14 protein-coding genes and 1 pseudogene are annotated in these 18,214 nt (G+C 41.7%); 6 read left to right on the forward strand and 9 right to left on the reverse strand.

Annotation, left to right across the window (positions count from 1 at the left end; translation table 11 throughout):
* Positions 1-268: 268 nt before the first annotated feature.
* Entirely contained in the window at positions 269-2,656 is a 2,388-nt protein-coding gene (locus CDC33_RS20650) for a beta strand repeat-containing protein (RefSeq protein WP_109010156.1), read from the reverse strand.
* Between the two features lie 647 nt (positions 2,657-3,303).
* Positions 3,304-4,893: a DHA2 family efflux MFS transporter permease subunit gene (locus tag CDC33_RS20655; protein WP_109010157.1), complete on the reverse strand. Its 1,590-nt coding sequence runs from the start codon at positions 4,891-4,893 to the stop codon at positions 3,304-3,306.
* A 294-nt stretch (positions 4,894-5,187) separates the two neighbouring features.
* Between CDC33_RS20655 and CDC33_RS20660 the strand changes: the two genes are divergently transcribed.
* Entirely contained in the window at positions 5,188-5,784 is a 597-nt protein-coding gene (locus CDC33_RS20660) for a TetR/AcrR family transcriptional regulator (RefSeq protein WP_109010159.1), read from the forward strand.
* 167 nt (positions 5,785-5,951) lie between these two features.
* On the opposite strand, the gene patD is transcribed toward CDC33_RS20660, so the two are convergent.
* A complete protein-coding gene (gene patD / locus CDC33_RS20665; RefSeq protein ID WP_109010160.1) occupies positions 5,952-6,305 on the reverse strand; it encodes a heterocyst frequency control protein PatD in 354 nt (117 codons plus the stop codon).
* Positions 6,306-6,598: 293 nt separating this feature from the next.
* On the opposite strand from patD, the gene CDC33_RS20670 reads away from it, so the two are divergent.
* Positions 6,599-8,869, forward strand: coding sequence for a RelA/SpoT family protein (locus CDC33_RS20670; RefSeq protein WP_109010162.1), 2,271 nt, complete (start codon positions 6,599-6,601; stop codon positions 8,867-8,869).
* Positions 8,870-8,952: 83 nt separating this feature from the next.
* Here CDC33_RS20670 and CDC33_RS20675 read toward each other — a convergent pair whose 3' ends face one another.
* Positions 8,953-10,155 carry a sensor histidine kinase gene (locus tag CDC33_RS20675; protein ID WP_109010164.1) on the reverse strand — a complete coding sequence of 401 codons (1,203 nt, stop codon included), beginning with the start codon at positions 10,153-10,155 and terminating at the stop codon, positions 8,953-8,955.
* 272 nt (positions 10,156-10,427) lie between these two features.
* Between CDC33_RS20675 and CDC33_RS20680 the strand changes: the two genes are divergently transcribed.
* Positions 10,428-10,565: a type ISP restriction/modification enzyme gene (locus tag CDC33_RS20680; protein WP_219930105.1), complete on the forward strand. Its 138-nt coding sequence runs from the start codon at positions 10,428-10,430 to the stop codon at positions 10,563-10,565.
* 92 nt (positions 10,566-10,657) lie between these two features.
* On the opposite strand, the pseudogene CDC33_RS40585 reads toward CDC33_RS20680, so the two are convergent.
* Positions 10,658-10,756: pseudogene (locus tag CDC33_RS40585) on the reverse strand (BrnT family toxin); the annotation flags it as partial.
* 186 nt (positions 10,757-10,942) lie between these two features.
* Here CDC33_RS40585 and CDC33_RS20690 point away from each other — a divergent pair.
* The 3 genes from CDC33_RS20690 (at position 10,943) to CDC33_RS20700 (ending at position 13,631) form a co-directional block, all read left to right on the forward strand.
* Complete coding sequence (locus CDC33_RS20690) at positions 10,943-12,019, forward strand: M4 family metallopeptidase (RefSeq protein WP_109010165.1); 1,077 nt, start codon at positions 10,943-10,945, stop codon at positions 12,017-12,019.
* A gap of 207 nt (positions 12,020-12,226) precedes the next feature.
* The gene (locus CDC33_RS20695) at positions 12,227-13,054 is read left to right on the forward strand and encodes an IS982 family transposase (protein WP_109006873.1); all 828 of its coding nucleotides are present in this window, start codon (positions 12,227-12,229) and stop codon (positions 13,052-13,054) included.
* A gap of 178 nt (positions 13,055-13,232) precedes the next feature.
* Positions 13,233-13,631: a nuclear transport factor 2 family protein gene (locus CDC33_RS20700; protein ID WP_109010167.1), complete on the forward strand. Its 399-nt coding sequence runs from the start codon at positions 13,233-13,235 to the stop codon at positions 13,629-13,631.
* A gap of 50 nt (positions 13,632-13,681) precedes the next feature.
* On the opposite strand, the gene CDC33_RS20705 is transcribed toward CDC33_RS20700, so the two are convergent.
* The 4 genes from CDC33_RS20705 to CDC33_RS20725 all read right to left on the reverse strand — a co-directional run bounded on the left by CDC33_RS20705 (position 13,682) and on the right by CDC33_RS20725 (position 18,186).
* Complete coding sequence (locus tag CDC33_RS20705; RefSeq protein WP_109010168.1) at positions 13,682-14,158, reverse strand: hypothetical protein; 477 nt, start codon at positions 14,156-14,158, stop codon at positions 13,682-13,684.
* A gap of 574 nt (positions 14,159-14,732) precedes the next feature.
* Positions 14,733-15,896 (reverse strand): substrate-binding domain-containing protein, encoded by a 1,164-nt coding sequence (locus CDC33_RS20715; RefSeq protein WP_109010170.1) that lies wholly within the window; start codon positions 15,894-15,896, stop codon positions 14,733-14,735.
* A 726-nt stretch (positions 15,897-16,622) separates the two neighbouring features.
* Positions 16,623-17,201 (reverse strand): hormogonium polysaccharide biosynthesis acetyltransferase HpsU, encoded by a 579-nt coding sequence (gene hpsU, locus CDC33_RS20720; RefSeq protein ID WP_109010171.1) that lies wholly within the window; start codon positions 17,199-17,201, stop codon positions 16,623-16,625.
* A gap of 31 nt (positions 17,202-17,232) precedes the next feature.
* A complete protein-coding gene (locus CDC33_RS20725) occupies positions 17,233-18,186 on the reverse strand; it encodes a glycosyltransferase family 2 protein (RefSeq protein ID WP_109010173.1) in 954 nt (317 codons plus the stop codon).
* Positions 18,187-18,214: the final 28 nt, after the last annotated feature.

Consider the following 18,214-nt stretch of genomic DNA (forward strand, 5'->3'; position numbering starts at 1 on the left):
GTTAGCGTTATTACAATAATGAACTTTTTCTAAGATAAACATTTCTAATTTTAGCAATAAAACTTTACATAGCCCTGCTCAAAACTGAGTGGGGCTTTTGCTTTTAACGTGACCTCGCTCGTTGGAATTTAACCAGGACTTAATAATATGTGTCAAAAACTCAACTGTCCTCAAGATTGTTCCAGCTACTCTGAAAAATACTTTGAGGACGTTTCGTTTTTGACTCGCTTACATCCCCACCCTACAGAAGGATGGGAACGCAAACAGGTTAAACAAATACAAAGCCAGTATCAGTTGCCAAATTTGTATTGAGCCTTAACCCATCTTTAACAACAGCAATTAATTCTGTTCCATTGCTGGTAAAGATGCCGACAGCAGACTCGTTGTCAGACACCGCTGATGCAGACCCTAGTGAGTAATTATTAGCAAGTCCCTTGAGTTCAATTTGATCCTTAGCCTTAAAGCTGGCAATATCGGCATAGTCACCGTTACCGGAACTGGCATAGAAAACTGAACTGGCATCACCCAAGACGTAAGTATCTGCACCTTGATTACCGTTGAGTAGATCAATTTCGCCTGAACCACCCCCCCAACCAATGAGGCGGTCATTGCCCTTGCCTCCAAAAAGGCTGTCACTGCCAAGTCCGCCTAAAATTGTGTCATTGCCATCGCCTCCACGGATGGTGTCATTGTTTCCCTTGCCATCAAGGTAGTCATTGCCTGCGCTACCATTGATATTTTCATTGGCGTCAGTGCCGACCACGAGATTGCTCCCAGTTAGGGAATTGACTACGATGGAGTTGTTAAACTTGGTTAGATCGTTAACTAGGTTAAAGTTTTCGACGTTGTTGGTAGGGATCGTCGATTGCCCAGTGTTAGAACTAATAGTATTATTCTGTACTATTGTGGGAGTCGATATTAAATTACTGATAGTGTTGTTATCAAGTACCGTTATCGGGGTAGTTCCGCCACTATTATCAAAGATTGTAGTAACGGGTTGGCTATTGTTACTAGAAACCGTGATAATTGGAAAGGCAGCAATATCATTATCAGCAATGGTGATGTTTTGAGAAGTAGTGCCTAGTGTAATACCTGAGGAAGGATTACTGATGGTCAATGTCGCGGTTTCTGTGCCTTCAACCACAGCATCATCTACAACGCTGAAGATGACAGAACCTGTGGTTTGTCCGCTAGGAATGGTGATGATATTGTTGCTAAGGTTGTAATCACTGGTGGTGATGCCTGTTCCTGTTACACCTAAATTGACTGTTTGATTACTAGATACGGCACTGGATGCAGTAGCGGTAACAATGATAGCAGTTGTGTTTGCTTCCAAGCCAGCAGTAGTGCTGAGGGATAAGTTAACGGTTGGAAAGGCAGCAATATCATTATCAGCGATGGTGATGTTTTGGGAAGTAGTGCCTAGTGTAATACCTGAGGAAGGATTACTGATGGTCAATGTCGCGGTTTCTGTGCCTTCAACCACAGCATCATCTACAACGCTGAAGATGACAGAACCTGCGGTTTGTCCGCTAGGAATGGTGATGATACTGTTGCTAAGGTTGTAATCACTGGTGGTGATGCCTGTTCCTGTTACACCTAAATTGACTGTTTGATTACTAGATACGGCACTGGATGCAGTAGCGGTGACAATGATAGCAGTTGTGTTTGCTTCCAAGCCAGCAGTAGTGCTGAGGGATAAGTTAACGGTTGGAAAGGCAGCAATATCATTATCAGCGATGGTGATGTTTTGGGAAGTAGTGCCTAGTGTAATACCTGAGGAAGGATTACTGATGGTCAATGTCGCGGTTTCTGTGCCTTCAACCACAGCATCATCTATAACGCTGAAGATGACAGAACCTGCGGTTTGTCCGCTAGGAATGGTGATGATACTGTTGCTAAGGTTGTAATCACTGGTGGTGATGCCTGTTCCTGTTACACCTAAATTGACTGTTTGATTACTAGATACGGCACTGGATGCAGTAGCGGTGACAATAATTTGGGTTGTTCCTGCTTCAGTTCCTGAGTTAGTGTTGAGAGATAGGTTGACTATGGGATTTCCACTGGTGATGGCTAAGTTCGTGGTGTTAGGAACTATCGCAGCTCCGTCACCTCCGGTATCAATTGTCCAATTAGCACTGTTGTTAACAAGCGCCTTATAGCCTATAAAACTGGTTTGTCCAGTACGGGAACCAGTATACTGACCATAGTCAGTGCTACTGGTGAGTTTGATCGCATTAACTCCATCAGTTAGTCCAACAGTAGTCAGACTGTTATTATTCGCCTCAGTTGAGACAGCAGTTAGAATTGTGGTTGGGGCAGTGGCACTATTTCCCAGAAAGGCATAAACAGTCTCATCAGTTGTATTGAGTCCCAAGTCGCTTGAGTTAACAACTGTAAATGTACCAATAGATGATGCGCGACTAGTGCTATCAATTGCACTAAAGCGAACTACAGTACCACCGACAATTTTCTGAGATCCCGTATTCCATACAAACGAGGATTCACTGCTACCAATAGCGGTCGGACTCGCAGCTGTGCCGTCACTAAAATAAATAGTTGTATTCGGATCTATGTCTACAAAGGTGACAATAGACCAACCATCTTCATCGGCATTGAAAGAGATAAAAGCAATATCGCCTTGTGTCAAAGCCATTAATAAGGTCTCCTTCAATTTACTTTGTATTGTTTGAAAAGCGCCTGAAAAGCTGATATTTACAAATAATTTGCAAACCTAATCAAGTAAGGCAATTTTGGATTTTAGATTTCGGATTTTAGATTGACCCCAGCAATCAAGCCACTGGCTCTGTCATTGAATTTTAGATTTTGAATCTTCAATTTTTTTATCCAAAATTTAAAATCCGAAATTTGGTAAAATTGACAATCGCAATATCACCATTCAAAAAACTATTTGGTAGTCAAAACGCTACGGATTTTACTATGATTAATCTACATTCAGCAACCTTAAGTTATGTCAACAACTTTAATAAAAAATTTATAAAAGATTTAATAGAATAAATATTTGGTACTGAGAAGAAGTCGGCATATCTGACCCTGTGTGCTACCACGACAAGTACCAAGTTGAATCAAAAAGAATTTAAAATTGGGGTGCGATCGCTATTTACCCATAATACAGCACGCGTGGAAATAAACATACCCTTCGGGTTCACCAGTCGCCTGCGGAAGGGTTTCCCTCTCGCAGCGCTGGTTCACCATTTCAAATGGCGCAAGAAGCTCGGAATAAATTATGCGTAACTTTTGGCTTTTGACATCCCCGTAGGGGTTGATTTCCGCCTTGCGGTACTAGTGACCGATTGGCGCTTTCGCTCCTGCACCGCCTTTACCCAGGAATAATAACAGAGGTAATGAGCAAAGGAACCCTACCCCTACGACTCGAAAGCAATCTGCGTAAGATAAAACAGCAGCTTGGATATCTACTGTTTGACTTAATAAAGCTAGTGCTTGTTGTTGCGCTGTTGCCGCATCCATACCTTGGCTTTGGAGTGCCCCATTGAGCAAGTCGAGACGCTGATTGGTTTCTGGGTCATAGGGGCTAAGTTGAGTTAACAGGATGGCTCGATGAAAAGCCTGTCTTTGGTCAAGCAGAGTAGTAAGTAGGGCAATGCCGATACTGCCGCCTAATTGTCGAGTCAGGTTGTAAAAACCAGAACCGGCAGAAACATCTTTTTTGGGTAGCGGCCCTAAAACTGCCAAACTCAAAGGGAGAAACATCAACACAGTAAAAGCTCCGCGCCATACCAATGGCCAAAATAAATCGTCTGTTCCGCTTTGTGGAGTAATTGTCGCCAATTGAAACATAACTCCAGATGATCCGACAGCGCCCATTGCAATTAAAAATCGAGCATCAACTATACTAGACAGTTTGCCTAATAAAACCATAACGATCGCAGACGCTAAAGCCCCAGGTGCTAATAATAATCCTGTTTGTGTTGCCGTAAATTGCAGCACGCTCTGAGCAAATATTGGCACAGCAAAAAGTGCGCCATAAAGCCCCATACCCACCACTGCTGAGAGAACGCTTCCCGCAGCTAAAGAACGGTGACGTAAAACTCTCAAATCTACAGCCGGATGATCTGTTTTCAGTTCTCGCCAAATAAACAACCCTAAACCGATAATACCGACAATCGCCAGAGTGACAATAAAACTAGAGGAAAACCAGTCATCTTGCTCCCCTTCCTCTAATACAGTTTGTAAGCTACCCACAGCCACGATTAAAAATCCAATTCCCCACCAATCAACAGCTTGGTTTTGAGCCTCCTTCCTGTCTTTATTCTTTGGCAAAAACGCTAAAGACATGGCTACTGCAATGATCCCAAAGGGAATGTTAACAAAGAAAATCCAGCGCCAGCCTAAACCATCTACTAAGAATCCTCCCAAGGTTGGGCCAATTGCCGGGCCAGCAATTACACCTACACCAAAAACTGCTTGGGCTAAACCTTGTTCGGCCGGGGGAAAAGTCTCGAATAAAATCGCCTGGGCTTTTGCTAACAACCCTCCACCGCATAAACCTTGGAGAATTCGGGCAACAATCAACATCGGTAGATTGAAGGACAGCCCACATAAAACGGAGGAAATCGTAAAACCAATCAGTGAGAAGATAAAGTAGGTTTTACGCCCAAAGTAATCTCCCAACCATGCAGATAAGGGAATTAATACCACGTTAGCGATCGCATATCCGCTAACTACCCAACCCACTTCGCTGACAGTTGCACCCAAAGTCGCTTGGATATCGGTGAGAGCTACGTTAACGATACTAGTATCAATTACTTCTAAGATTGCACCAAGGGAAGCCGTAAAAGCGATCGCCCACTTCAATGGCCCGTGGACATAGCCAAATTCGTCAAAACTAGAACTTTTAATACTGGTAGCCATTGTTATATAAATAATGTTTGAGAAATATCAAGCAATGCCTTGGTTGGGACACTGACGCCAAAGGTAAAATTAAATTTTGTATACATACGCTACGGTAGCGTATCATATTAAAACGGTCAAGGGAGAATTTAATGAGAAGTGGCAAAAATATCTATGCTAAGGATGGATGGTTACTGCTGCTGTTTTCATGCATGAGAATTGGGTTATGGGGCTTATTTGTTTCCTATAGGCTATGTTCTATGCCCAAAGCTAGAAGCAAATGGCCAAGAAGATATTGCTTGGGGATGATATTTTATGAGTAAGGAAATCAACAGCCCCTCTGGACGACCACGCAGCATCCACGCCAATCAGGCTATTGTGCAAGCGACTTTGGATTTGCTTGCAGAGGTAGGATATGAAAGCATGAGTATAGAAGCGATCGCTTCTCGTGCTGGAGTTGGTAAAACGACCATCTATCGGCGTTACACTTCCAAAGAAGAACTAGTTGCAGACGCAATAGAAAGTTTGAGAGATGATTTAGTGATCCCCGATACTGGCAGGTTTTGGGGAGACATGGATATTTTGATCAATAATGCTGCCAAAAAAATAGATAGTCCCCTTGGTCGTCAGACACTCGCTTTGATAATTAGTACAGCGTCTAGCAATCCTCAGTTTGCAGAGGTTTACTGGACAAAATATACTAAACTCCGGCGTGAAGCCTTTTCTAAAGTACTTGAGCGTGCCAAGTCTAGAGACGAAATTCACCAGGATGCAGACGTAGACTTAATTATTGACCTTGTGAGTGGGTCACTATATTATGCACTGATATTCAAACCCACAACCGAGCCAGTAGAAGCATATATGCGCCGCACAATAAATCTTCTTATGAAGGGAGTGGGGAGTAGGGAGTAGGGAGTGGGAGAAAAATTTTTATTCCTAACTCTTAATTCCCCATTCCTCATTCCTCATTCCCCATTCCCCATTCCCCATTCCCCATTCCCAACTTGTTACCAAAATAACTTTCCACTACAGTTCATAAATGAGATGATGGAGAAATTAGAGAAAAAGGTGAACAATTGTTATTTTTCTCCTTCCGCTTCTGGTTGCAAGATGGCATTACAGTATTGAATGAGGGTTGTCAAGCGATCGCTAATCGTTTGAAGTCTCGTTTGTGCAGTAGATGCTTGCCGCGCTCCTTGCAAAAACATCACATCTACTGCCAACAAGCGCAGTTGCTTGCTCATTTCTGTCTGATAAGACTGCACTCGCCAGTTCTCATCAGCCAAAGGTACAATTTCCTGTCCAAAGAATTGCTGCAACGAGGCTACACGCTGCCGCAGTTCGGAGGGAATCATTGGGGTAGTTGTGGCATCGGAGCGTAATTGCTCTAGTAAGGTTACGAGTGCCAAATATTTCTCACGGTTTAAAGACATCCAGTGCTAGTTAAGATAGTATTAATGTCAAGTAATTTTTCTTCTACAATAAACTTTCTTAAAGACTTCTCAGCACCAAAAGCCTCAAATCAGCATTTGAGGCTTTGTTTGCCATCAATGGATTTTCTTTCTTTATGATCCTTGAAACTCAAACTGGATGACTACCGTCGGCAATTCGAGAATAATTCTTACACTGTTTTTTCTACCCCTCTTTGGGCAACAGCATCTTCTATGATGCTGCCAGTTTTATTTATCATTCACTTAATCTACCGATCCTATCCAAACCCAATTGTATGAGCAGTCTAGCTATAAATTCATCAATTGATATAACCATTCCGGAATGGTTAAAGAAATGTTTGAAGGAGTCATCCGCAACTAGCGGCGCACCGGAAGATGAACGAAGGCATAGTGATGCAGTCTTAATTGGTCGCGCATTTGAATTTGCTTACCAACTGCATCAAGGTCAATACCGCAAATCGGGAGAACCATACATCGCTCATCCTGTTGCTGTAGCTGACTTGCTGCATGACTTGGGAGGCAGTGCTGCTATGATAGCAGCTGGATTTCTTCATGATGTCGTTGAAGATACAGAAGTAACAAGTCAAGAAATAGAAGAACGCTTTGGCGCAGAAGTGCGGCAATTGGTTGAAGGTGTCACCAAGCTTTCTAAAATCAATTTCACCAGCAAAACCGAAAGCCAAGCCGAAAACTTCCGGCGGATGTTTTTGGCAATGGCGCAAGATATTCGGGTAATTGTGGTGAAATTGGCAGATCGTTTGCATAATATGCGAACTTTACAATACATGTCAGAGGCTAGCCGCCGCCGCAGTGCCCAAGAAACGCGAGATATATTCGCGCCTTTAGCCAATCGCTTGGGAATTTGGCGAATTAAATGGGAACTGGAAGATTTGGCTTTTAAATATTTGGAACCGGAAGCTTTCCGTCAAATGCAGGAGCTTGTTTCCGAGAAACGGACGGCGCGAGAAGAGAAATTGGCTAAAGCTACGAAAATGTTGCAAGAGCGTTTGCAGCAAGCTGGAATCCGCTTTCAGGATATTAGCGGTCGTCCCAAGCACCTTTATAGCATTTACCAAAAAATGCACCGCCAACAAAAGGAATTTCATGAAATTTACGATTTGGCGGCGCTGCGAATTATTGTTCAAACTAATGAGGAATGCTATCGGGCGTTGGCGGTGGTTCATGATGCTTTTCGCCCAATTCCTGGGAGATTTAAAGACTACATTGGGCTGCCAAAGCCTAACCGTTACCAGTCGTTACATACTGGGGTGATTGGACTAACTGGCCGGCCTTTAGAGGTGCAAATTCGGACAATCGAAATGCATCATATCGCCGAATATGGGATTGCCGCCCATTGGAAGTACAAAGAAACAGGAGGTTCTGGTATTAGCCATTTAACAGGCACAGATGACAAGTTTACTTGGCTGCGACAACTGCTCGAATGGCAAACTGATCTCAAGGATGCCCAAGAATATCTTGATAGCATCAAAGATAATCTATTTGAAGATGATGTCTATGTCTTCACCCCTAAGGGGGATGTTGTTCCTTTAAGCCCAGGTTCCACCACTGTAGATTTTGCATATCGTATTCATACCGAAGTAGGAAACCATTGTTCAGGGGCGCGGGTGAATGGGCGAATGGTATCTTTGTCAACGCGGCTACACAATGGCGATATTGTAGAAGTTCTCACCCAAAAGAACTGCCATCCGAGTTTGGATTGGTTGAACTTTGTCAGAAGTTCGGCGGCAAAATATCGAATAAAACAATGGTACAAGCGATCGCGCCGGGAAGAAAATGTCGCCCGTGGGCGGGAATTGTTAGAAAAGGAACTCGGTAAAACTGGTTTTGATAGCCTGCTAAAGTCAGATGCAATGGAGACTGTCGCCCAAAAGTGTAACTACCACAGTGTGGACGATTTACTCGCTGGTTTAGGTTACGGAGAAGTGACATTAAACTTAGTACTAAATCGTTGGCGAGAAGTGGCGAAGGCACAACAACCAATTTCCACCGTGTCGCCATTCATCCCCAAAGAACCAACTACATCAAAAGCTTTGCGGGATGCACCTACAACTATTTCCCGCGCCAGTGATTCGCCAATTATTGGGGTAGAGGGGCTGGTGTATTATTTAGCTGGGTGTTGTACCCCGATTCCTGGCGAACCAATTATTGGTGTGGTGACGCGAGGTAGGGGGATTTCGATTCATCGCCAAGGCTGCAATAATCTGGAAACTGTGGAGTATGAGCGCTTAGTACCAGTTAGATGGAACCCAGCCGCCGAAAATAGTGGTCGTCCGCACACATATCCTGTAGATGTTCAAATTGAAGCCCTTGACCGCGTAGGGGTGCTAAAGGATATTTTGTCACGCTTGAGTGACCAAGGAATTAATGTCCGCCATGCTCAGGTGAAAACCTGTGCTGGTCAACCTGCATTGATAGACTTAGGAATAGATATACGCGATCGCTCGCAATTAGAGCAAGTGTTTGTCCAAATTAAGAAAATGAGCGATATTTTGAATATTCGCCGCATTGGTCAAATTGACGAGTAGGTGTCCCAATTGGTAGGGTGCGTTAACGCAGTGTAACGCACCAATTTAAGTTATCATTTCACTTTCAAATTTCCTTGGAATAATTAGCCCCGATCATAGGCGATGGTTTCTAATGGCAAAATTACTGTAAATGTAGATCCTTTTCCTAGCTGTGAATCTACTTTAATTTCACCATCCATTAACTGAACCAATCGAGAGACTATTGCTAAACCTAATCCTGTACCATCAGAACTTTGCACTTGGGGAGCAGTTACTTCCCGAAAATAAGGATTGAAGATTTGTGTTTGAGCATCTAAAGAAATACCAATACCACTATCAGTAACAGAGATAGCCCACTGCTGTTGAGATACCGTCCAACACTCCAAATGAATTGAACCAGATTCTGTGTAGCGAATTGCGTTACTCAGCAGATTTGTCAAAATTTGCTGAAGCCGAAGCGGATCTGTGATAACTTGACTTGGAGCGCGATCGCATTCAACAACCAAGGATAATTCTTTAGTACGCGCTAATGGCTCAATCATCTCTAAAACAAAGTTGATTAAACTAAGCACATCGGTTAGAGTAGGCTGCAATTTCATCTGTCCGGCATCATAGCGCGAAATTTCCAAAGTATCGTTGATTAACCGGACAAGCAGTCTACCACTCTTAAGAACTCGCTCGATACTTTCAAGATTTGCATAGCTGTCTTTGAGTTCTGATTGCTGACGCTGCTGACGCAGAAATAAGTCTGCGTAACCAATAATTGAGGTGAGGGGGGTTTTCAGTTCATGAGCTAAATGAGAGATGCTATCTTTATTAGCGCGAACCAAACGAGTTAGTTCTTGGTTAGTCAACCGCAATTGACTTTGGAGTTGTTTAAGCTCTTGTAATCGTCCTTGAGTATAACTGTTAAAGCAACGCGCGATCGCTTCATCAATTACTGTATCAATCAGGCGAACAGCCCTTAGTACCTCTTGTGCAGATCCTTGTAATAAATCTTCTTCTAAAAAGGAAAAAATTACAAACCGCAGTAAACGATACTCTCGCGCAATTTCTGCTGGTTCAAATCCCTGTTGAGCGCGGAGTGTACCGTGTTCTAAACTTGCATCTACTACTGTTTGCAAATCGCTCGTTTCAGATTCAGAAAGTACTGTTGCTAATGCTTTCAAAACGCGCGGTAAGCTATCCCGTACAGCTTTGAAAGTAAGTTCATTAGTAGCTTCAATTTGTTCATCTTGGTAAACCGCTTCTACCCATTGATCAAGAATGGCATCACTTTTTGCAATTAAAGTCTGACTAAAATCCATCTTTTGCCTAACCAAACAGAGTCAGCGCCAAGCCCTTTGCGCAAGAGCTAGCTTAGTGCATTTGATGTCAAGCTGGCAACTGATGGAAGATGGAGGTTAGTGAAAAGACTTCTGATTGCTGAACTAATTACTTTAGTTTATTTAAGCATAAATGCGAGAGCGATCGCTTAACCTTTAAAGAAGACTTACCGACTGTTTTAAATGCTTGAAGATATCTTTATCAGCATCTTCAATGAATCTCAGTTTCATCGAGAAAATAATATTGCGCGTGAATTAAAGCCAATGCAGCCAATGGAACCATTATTTTAGATGATGTCACAACTTTAGAAGGTGTCCCCAAAATTGCTTGGGAATATCGCCTTGGCAACCGTTGTGCTTTAGAATGGATTTTAGATCAATACAAAGATTAAGTATTGTAGAGTGTGTTAGAACGGAGTTCGTAACGCACTATGAACACGAGTTTTATGCGTTACGCTGTCGCTAACACATCCTACGTATATTTTCAGAAATCAAACCGGATTCCTATAGTAATCGAAAACGGGTCATTGAATACAGTTTTTGCTTCCTCAAAGCTAATTCCATGCTTCTTGAGGTTTTCTTTGGCTTTTTTTTCATGTCATTCAAACCCCAATCCCACAGAATTACCCTCACTATGACGAATTTAGAAAGCCTCTCAATAACATTGTACGTTGTTTTTGAAAAAGTATATTTTAGTCCATATATTTTAATACTAAATGTTCCTCCCACCGATGTACCATATACCTGTTTGAAAAGGAGAATATCTTGGATGGCTCGAAATAAAAAAAAATCAGCCGGGTTCAAGTCTGAGCATCCACTTAATAGATGCCCTATTTGTTGTATTATCCCGCCCCATATCTTGGAAAATGTGGTTGTAAATGGCAACCCCCAGCAGCGTAGTTGGGCTTTTCATACATTAAATATTTCAGCACAGCTTCGTGGACGGAGAGATGTTATAGGTAATGTCTCCTTTGCACCTTCTCCAGGTGAAAAGCGGCGCACTATCTACGATGCAAAATATGGCCAGCAACTTCCTGGTACACTAGTGCGTGGTGAGGGAGATCCTCCCAGCAGTGATGAAGCAGTGAATGAAGCCTACGATGCTGCTGGTGCTACTTATGACTTGTTTCATGAAATGTTCGATCGCAATTCCATTGATGACAAAGGACTACGTTTAGACTCCACCGTGCATTATGGCGCTAAATATGACAACGCCTTTTGGAATGGTGACCAAATGGTTTATGGTGATGGCGATGGAGAAATGTTTCAATGCTTTACGAAATCAATCGATGTTATTGGGCATGAACTAGTTCATGGTATAACCCAATATGAAGCGGGTTTACAGTATTATGGCGAACCTGGGGCACTGAATGAATCGTTTTCTGATGTCTTCGGTTCCTTAGTGAAACAAAAGTCCAAAAATCAGACTGCACAAGAAGCAGATTGGCTCATCGGCGAAGGTCTTTTGCTATCGACTATCAAAGGTGTTGCCCTGCGATCGCTAAAAGCACCAGGAACAGCATACAATGACCCAATATTGGGTAAAGATCCGCAACCAGCCCATATAAAAGATAAATATACTGGTACTGATGATAACGGCGGTGTGCATATCAACTCAGGAATTCCTAACCATGCCTTTTATCTAGCGGCTGTTGAGATTGGTGGTTATGCTTGGGAAACAGTTGGCAAAATCTGGTATATTGCTTTACGCGATCGCTTGAATGCTAAAGCAGATTTTAAAAAAGCTGCTGACGTTACCATTCAAGTTGCAGGCGAAGTCTACGGTAATGACAGTAATGAGCAAAAAGCTGTACAGAATGCTTGGCAAAAGGTAGGAGTTGTTTAAAGTTATACCAATTCTCTATGAAGATGCATAGAATATTAAACGAACCGCCAAGAACGCCAAGAACGCCAAGAATAGAGAGTTACTTATTTAGTGCAGCTTCACATTAAATTGGTATTAACCCAAGTTGCTAGTTACTCTTATGGGCGATCGCTTTGGGACAGTAAAGCAATAAAATGCCCTCCAAGAAGAGAAAATTAGGAGGGCTAAATGCTAAACGAAATAATTTCCATATATGCTATCATAGACGACCTGTTAAAGGCGATTGGGCATAATGAAGATTGTCGTCGAGAGATGAATGACGCAGAAATTATTACAACGGCAATAACATCGGCGATGTTCTTTAATGGTAATCATAGTAAGGCTTGTACCTATATGAAAGAACATAAGTTGATATCTAATATGTTAGAAAAGTCACGATTTAACCGGAGATTACACAGTGTCTCAATGTTAATCAACGACTTGTTTCATCAAGTGGGAATGGCACTGAAGGAAATTAGTGATTCCACTGAATATCTTTTAGACTCGTTCCCAGTGCCCATCTGCGATAACATCCGTATCTTTAATGTAAAAATAATACAGTCGGCGCAGTATAGAGGTTACATCGCATCGAAAAAACGATATTTTTACGGGGTTCGAGTTCAGTTATTAACAACCAAAAATGGTATTCCTGTCGAATTTGTGTTTATGCCTGGTAGTGCCAACGATGTACGTGCTTTAAATGCCTTACCCTTGAATCTACCACCTGGTAGTGAAATTTATGGTGATTCAGCTTACACCGACTACACGATTGAGGATGACTTGGAACAAACAAGTCACATTTCTTTAAAAGTCATGAGGAAAAAGAACTCCAAGCGTCAAGACCAGCCTTGGAATCAATATATTAAACAACATACTCGGCATTATATCGAAACTGTGTTTAGTAGTATCACTTGTGTTTTTCCAAAATCAATACATGCAGTCACTTATCAAGGGTTTTTACTTAAGCTACAAGCATTCATTTTTTCTTTTACTCTTCAACAAGCTTTTATTGAATAAGTAATTTATACAACTAATAGGCATTTAAGTAGCTGAATGCTGGCAACAATGGCATCGGCACGTTGGCGCTAGGCACCAACTTTGTTGTACGCGATCGCATGAATTGAGTGATAACAAGTGCATATCAGTCGATAACCAGCAACTTGGGTTATTAGTTTATATCCGGTTAGGGGTGAAAATGACACAAGATTCAGAAAATACTTTAAAAGTTGCTCAACGGGCATTTGAAAATCTAACGCATGGTATGGCAACAGGAGAGTGGGAACCATTGTTAGATATGCTCACAGAAGATTTTACCCTTTGGTTCCCAATGGGAAAATTCCACGGTTTGAATGTGGGAAAAGAGCGAGCTAGAGAATTTTTCCAGTACGTTTCTGAATCATTCAGTCCTGGTTTGAACCTGACTAGTCTAGACCGTATTACTAGTAATGAAACGACGGCTGTCTTTGAGTTTCAGGATGAGGGGCTTTTGTTCGGACAGCCTTACAAAAATCGGGTAGCAGTTTCTTTTGATGTGCGTGGAGACAAAATTTGCAGCTATAGGGAATACTTTGGCAGCGATGGAAAATCGAATTAAATAATTCGTAATTACGAATTATGAAGTACGAATTATTTAATCCACTCTTCTTAGTTACTCTCAGGGTTGAGTTCGCTGATTTCTCGGCATTTAGCCTCTGCGGCTTGATATGCTGCCAAATAGTCTTGACCACCCAACATCACATCACCGTAATATTCATAAGGTGGATCGCCATAAATTGGCAATGGATCATCTTCTGGATAATCTTCTTTCGATTCTTCAATGATGGCTTTCAGTTTTTTAACGGTCAGCCTTTGTGCTGCAAAATACCAGAGTTCTTGGGGATTTTTGTTTAGGTGCGGTAATGTGGGATCGACAATACGGACATCGGAAGCGTCACCTACCTCAATCCAACCGTGTTCAATCGGTCTGTATGGTTTCCCTGCAAAAGCTAAAAATCCCTGAATATATTTTGCTCCCTCAGTGGATAATGCTGCTTTATAAGCATTATCAAACGGAGTGCTAGCTCTGCTGTTTATACTTTCAGCAATTTTGATTGACAGCGTTTCATCCAATAGTTTGTTCATCAATAGCAAGGATTAGAGCAGCCATGAAAATATACTATCATTGCTGCTTACCGTCTTGCTTAAGGAAACTTTGATTTTATGTTTATCTATAAAATTAAAATTACGGGTTTTTCGGGAGATCAAGTTTTATCCGAGCCATCTTTGGAGGACAGGGACTTCCCCAACAAACTTGTCCAGAAGGCATATTAGTAAAAACACTACTAAGCTGAAATGCATTTAACTTGCATAATTATGGCGGGCAAGATGCCCACCCCACAAGACTTTGATTAAATTTAGATATGCAAACTAGATGTGGAACAGCTTAAGAGTACCAAAATGGGGCTTTAGAGTTCTTCCCTTTTTATTAGGAGGGATCTAGGTTTTCAGGCTTGAGTGGGTAAGTCCTACTTAAATTCAGCAAGGCTAGCGATAGCTGTTAAAGTCTGCAAAGATAGGACTTACGCAAAAATTGCTAAAAAGCTTAATTTCTCGAACCGCCAAGACGCCAAGAGCGCCGAGAATTCGTAGAGTGTGCGTAAGTCCTAAAAGAGAATTAACAGCTATTGTCCGACTGGCTGCTAGGTCAATTTATAACCTAATTGCAGGGAGAAGGGCCTAAAACAGTATTTACGCAAGTATTCACAACACCTGTAGACACAGTTTTAATGGAAGGGGGAAGAGGAGCATATCCTAGAGATGCAACGAAAGTATCCGCAGCTGATCCTAAAGCCAAGCTGCTCAAGGTTTTGATACCATTTATTATGGCAGCATCTGAGTATATGTCATAAAACAGCAAATAAGTTGCTGTAGAAATGGGATAGGCATTTGGACGGGTTGGATCGTTCAAATTATCGATTCTAATCAGCCTGTTAGCGGGATTTGTACCATATTTTACGAGAGTCCCACCTAAAAGAGCGTCTGTAATTGCGTCTGTTGAGGGAGCAATGTAATTACCTGCCTTGTTACGTAAGAGTGCGGCTGGTAGATTTCTAGCTAAACGGGTAGCACTATCCACATAACCAATTGCACCAGGAGTACTTGCGATCGCACTGGCTACACCTCCGCCACCAGTTGCACCAATGAAAGTGCTTGGCCAGCTAACAGTTGTACCCACTCCTCTATTCCATACATTAGCTGCTGGAATACCTGGAGTCGCAGCAGGCTTACATGCAGTATTGAGATGACTGCTTACAACAAAAGTGCTACCACTTGAGTCACTACGACGTACAACTTTGATGGGTAGATTGAGTGCTATTTGGCGGCCGTTATCTGCACTAATGCTCGCATCGTTCCAATTTGTGATGCTACCGTTCAAAATACCACAGTAACTAGCTCGTGAAAGTTTAATTCCACCTGCTGGTACAGTAAGACCACTAGCGTTATAAGCTAACGTGATTCCAACACCGATCACAGGCACTTGGACATAACCACGACCGCCAGTAACTGTTTCTGTTCCTGCTACGGGGTCGTCACTAGCTGCAAAAGTGATTGGGCCAGGAGTACCAGTTGGTGGGGTTTGAGTAAAAAAAGCTGTTAACCCTGCGCCACTACCAACTGGGGAATATGTCAATGTGATGCTCGGAGCGACTGTTTTTATACCTGTAAACAAAGTATTTACAGTGCTTGCACCTACACCATTACCTATGTTCTGAGCTAGAGATTTCTGAGTAGCGGATTGGCCTACTACTAAACCAATTGTGATGGCAAGTACAGAAATTGAATTTGTCAAATTATTCAAGCGAACGGGATATAAACCCATGTCTTACTCCTTAAAATTAATTTCCGGTTCAACAACATATCAAATTCAAATCAAGTGTCAAACTGGTGATTATAAATAACCTGATTTAACCTCAAAAAACTGGCATGAATAAAGGTTATTGATAAATCAAAAGTTTGCACAAAACGCTTAAAAATGTAGAGCTATAGCAAATTCAAGGCAAAACTTGAAACTATGTAATAAGACGTTAAGAGCCGTAAAGAGTCATGGCAATTCTCTACTTATTGAAATTTCTAAAGCTCTAAAAACGTTCTCAATATCTAAACTGCCCTACAAATGCCAGTATTAGCATTAGTTGCTATAACAGGGAACTACAGTCTTCTTGGTAAGAAATTTAAAACTGCAATTCTACCTACGCTCTATAGTTAATCATAAAATTCAACAAGTGTGAGTTAGATTACTATTAAGTTTTGGTTATGAATTAATTAAACTTTTTTAGAGTTATTTCAAGCTATAAATCACGATTTATTTTGTTTTCATAAATTAATTATTGATTAATACTCAGGACAGTTTTTTGCCAAAAAGCCAAAAAAGCCACTTATTGTTGTAGACTGCAAATAGCTCAAAAAAATCATACTGTCAGATAAACTATCAATACGGTAAAAACGATACTTAGTTAACCTAGCATTTATTAATAGAAAGTATATTTAGTAAAGTTTTCAGCCAAGTGCGGAACTTTCTGTACGATTGCTCATTTACGCACTCAAATCAAGGGTTTGTAGAGGGATCAAGTTTTATTCGGACTGTTTTAGGACGACAGGGGCTTCCCCAACAAACCTGCCCAGCAGGCATATTAGTAAAAACACTACTACGAGCGCCAATCACAGCATTAGCGCCGATTTGCACTCCTGGGGCAATGAAACAATCTGCTGCTACCCATGCACCATTGTCAATGGTGATACTCGCTGTTTTCAACCCAAAGGCAGGGTCTTGGATGTCATGGCTACCAGTACATAGGTAGCTTTTTTGTGAAATTACACAGTGTTCACCGATGCGGATCTGATCGAGGCTGTATAAAACTACGTTATCGCCAATCCAACTGTGGTTGCCAATGGTAACTTTCCAAGGGTAGGTGAAGCGGGCGGTGGGTCGAATTAATACGCCTTTACCAATACGAGCGCCAAATAGTCTTAGCAAAGCACAACGCAGAATATTTAACGGTTGAGGAGTCAGGGGAAAGGCGATCGCTTGCACAAGCCACCATAATAAAATATACCAACCTGGACGCCCCCGATCAAACCAAGATTGGTCATATTTGCGTAAATCTACGAAAGGGTCATTAGTCATTAGTCATTAGTCATTAGTCATTGGTCATTAGTTAGGAATCAATGGTCAATAGCTCTCCCTCTGCTCCCCTGTTCTCCTGTTCGCCTGCTCCATTGGCGGTAGTTGCAGTATTTAAGTGACCACCACAGTTGCGTAATTCGTAGAGTTTAACACCAATTTGATATTCATATTGACTCAGCAAGCGTGCATAGATATATCCGGCTTTGCCATCCAAAAAACCGCGTTGAATAATATAAAATAAAACAAATCGTAAAATGGGTTTAAATGGCAGGTGTACCCAGACTTTTTTCAAAAAGCGCTTGCGTTGCACTGCATCACCAAATAGATTCGCGCCGATAGTGCCGCTATCATCTTTACCTGTGAGAATATTAAAATAAACGCTGGCTTCCCAGTTAGAATAGCGGTTGTGTCGTTCTAACCAGTGATAAAGGTCGCGGAAGTCTTCGTGGAGCATATCATTTTTGAGATACCCAACTTTGCCCTGTAAAATCACATGTTCGTGAACTTCGTTATCACCAGTATTGGGAATATCTTCTGTATGTAGGTTTTCGTAGCGACCTTTTTTGTGTTGAAATAAACGCAGATTCCAATCAGGATATTTTCCGCCATAACGAATCCATTTTCCTAAGAAAAATACGCGGCGGTTGAGATAATAACCTGTATATTCTTTGTTTTGAATTGCTTGATCAATTTCTTCCCAAAGTTCAGGGGGAATGCGCTCATCGCAATCTACAATTAATACCCATTCGTTACGAAAAGGTAGATTATCTAAAGACCAATTTTTCTTTTTGGGCCAGCGTCCATTGAAGTTGAATTGTACGACATTTACGCCGTGACTGTTAGCAATTTCAATGCTTTTATCAGTACTTTGAGAATCTACTACAAATATTTCATCTGCTCTGCTGAGGCTAGCAAGGCAAGCAGGTAAGTTTGCTTGTTCGTTTTTTGCCGGAATTAATACAGAAACTGGTATTTTAGATGACATATATTTAGGAGTTAGGAGTTAGGAGTAG

The organism is Nostoc commune NIES-4072 (assembly GCF_003113895.1).
Lineage (GTDB): Bacteria > Cyanobacteriota > Cyanobacteriia > Cyanobacteriales > Nostocaceae > Nostoc > Nostoc commune.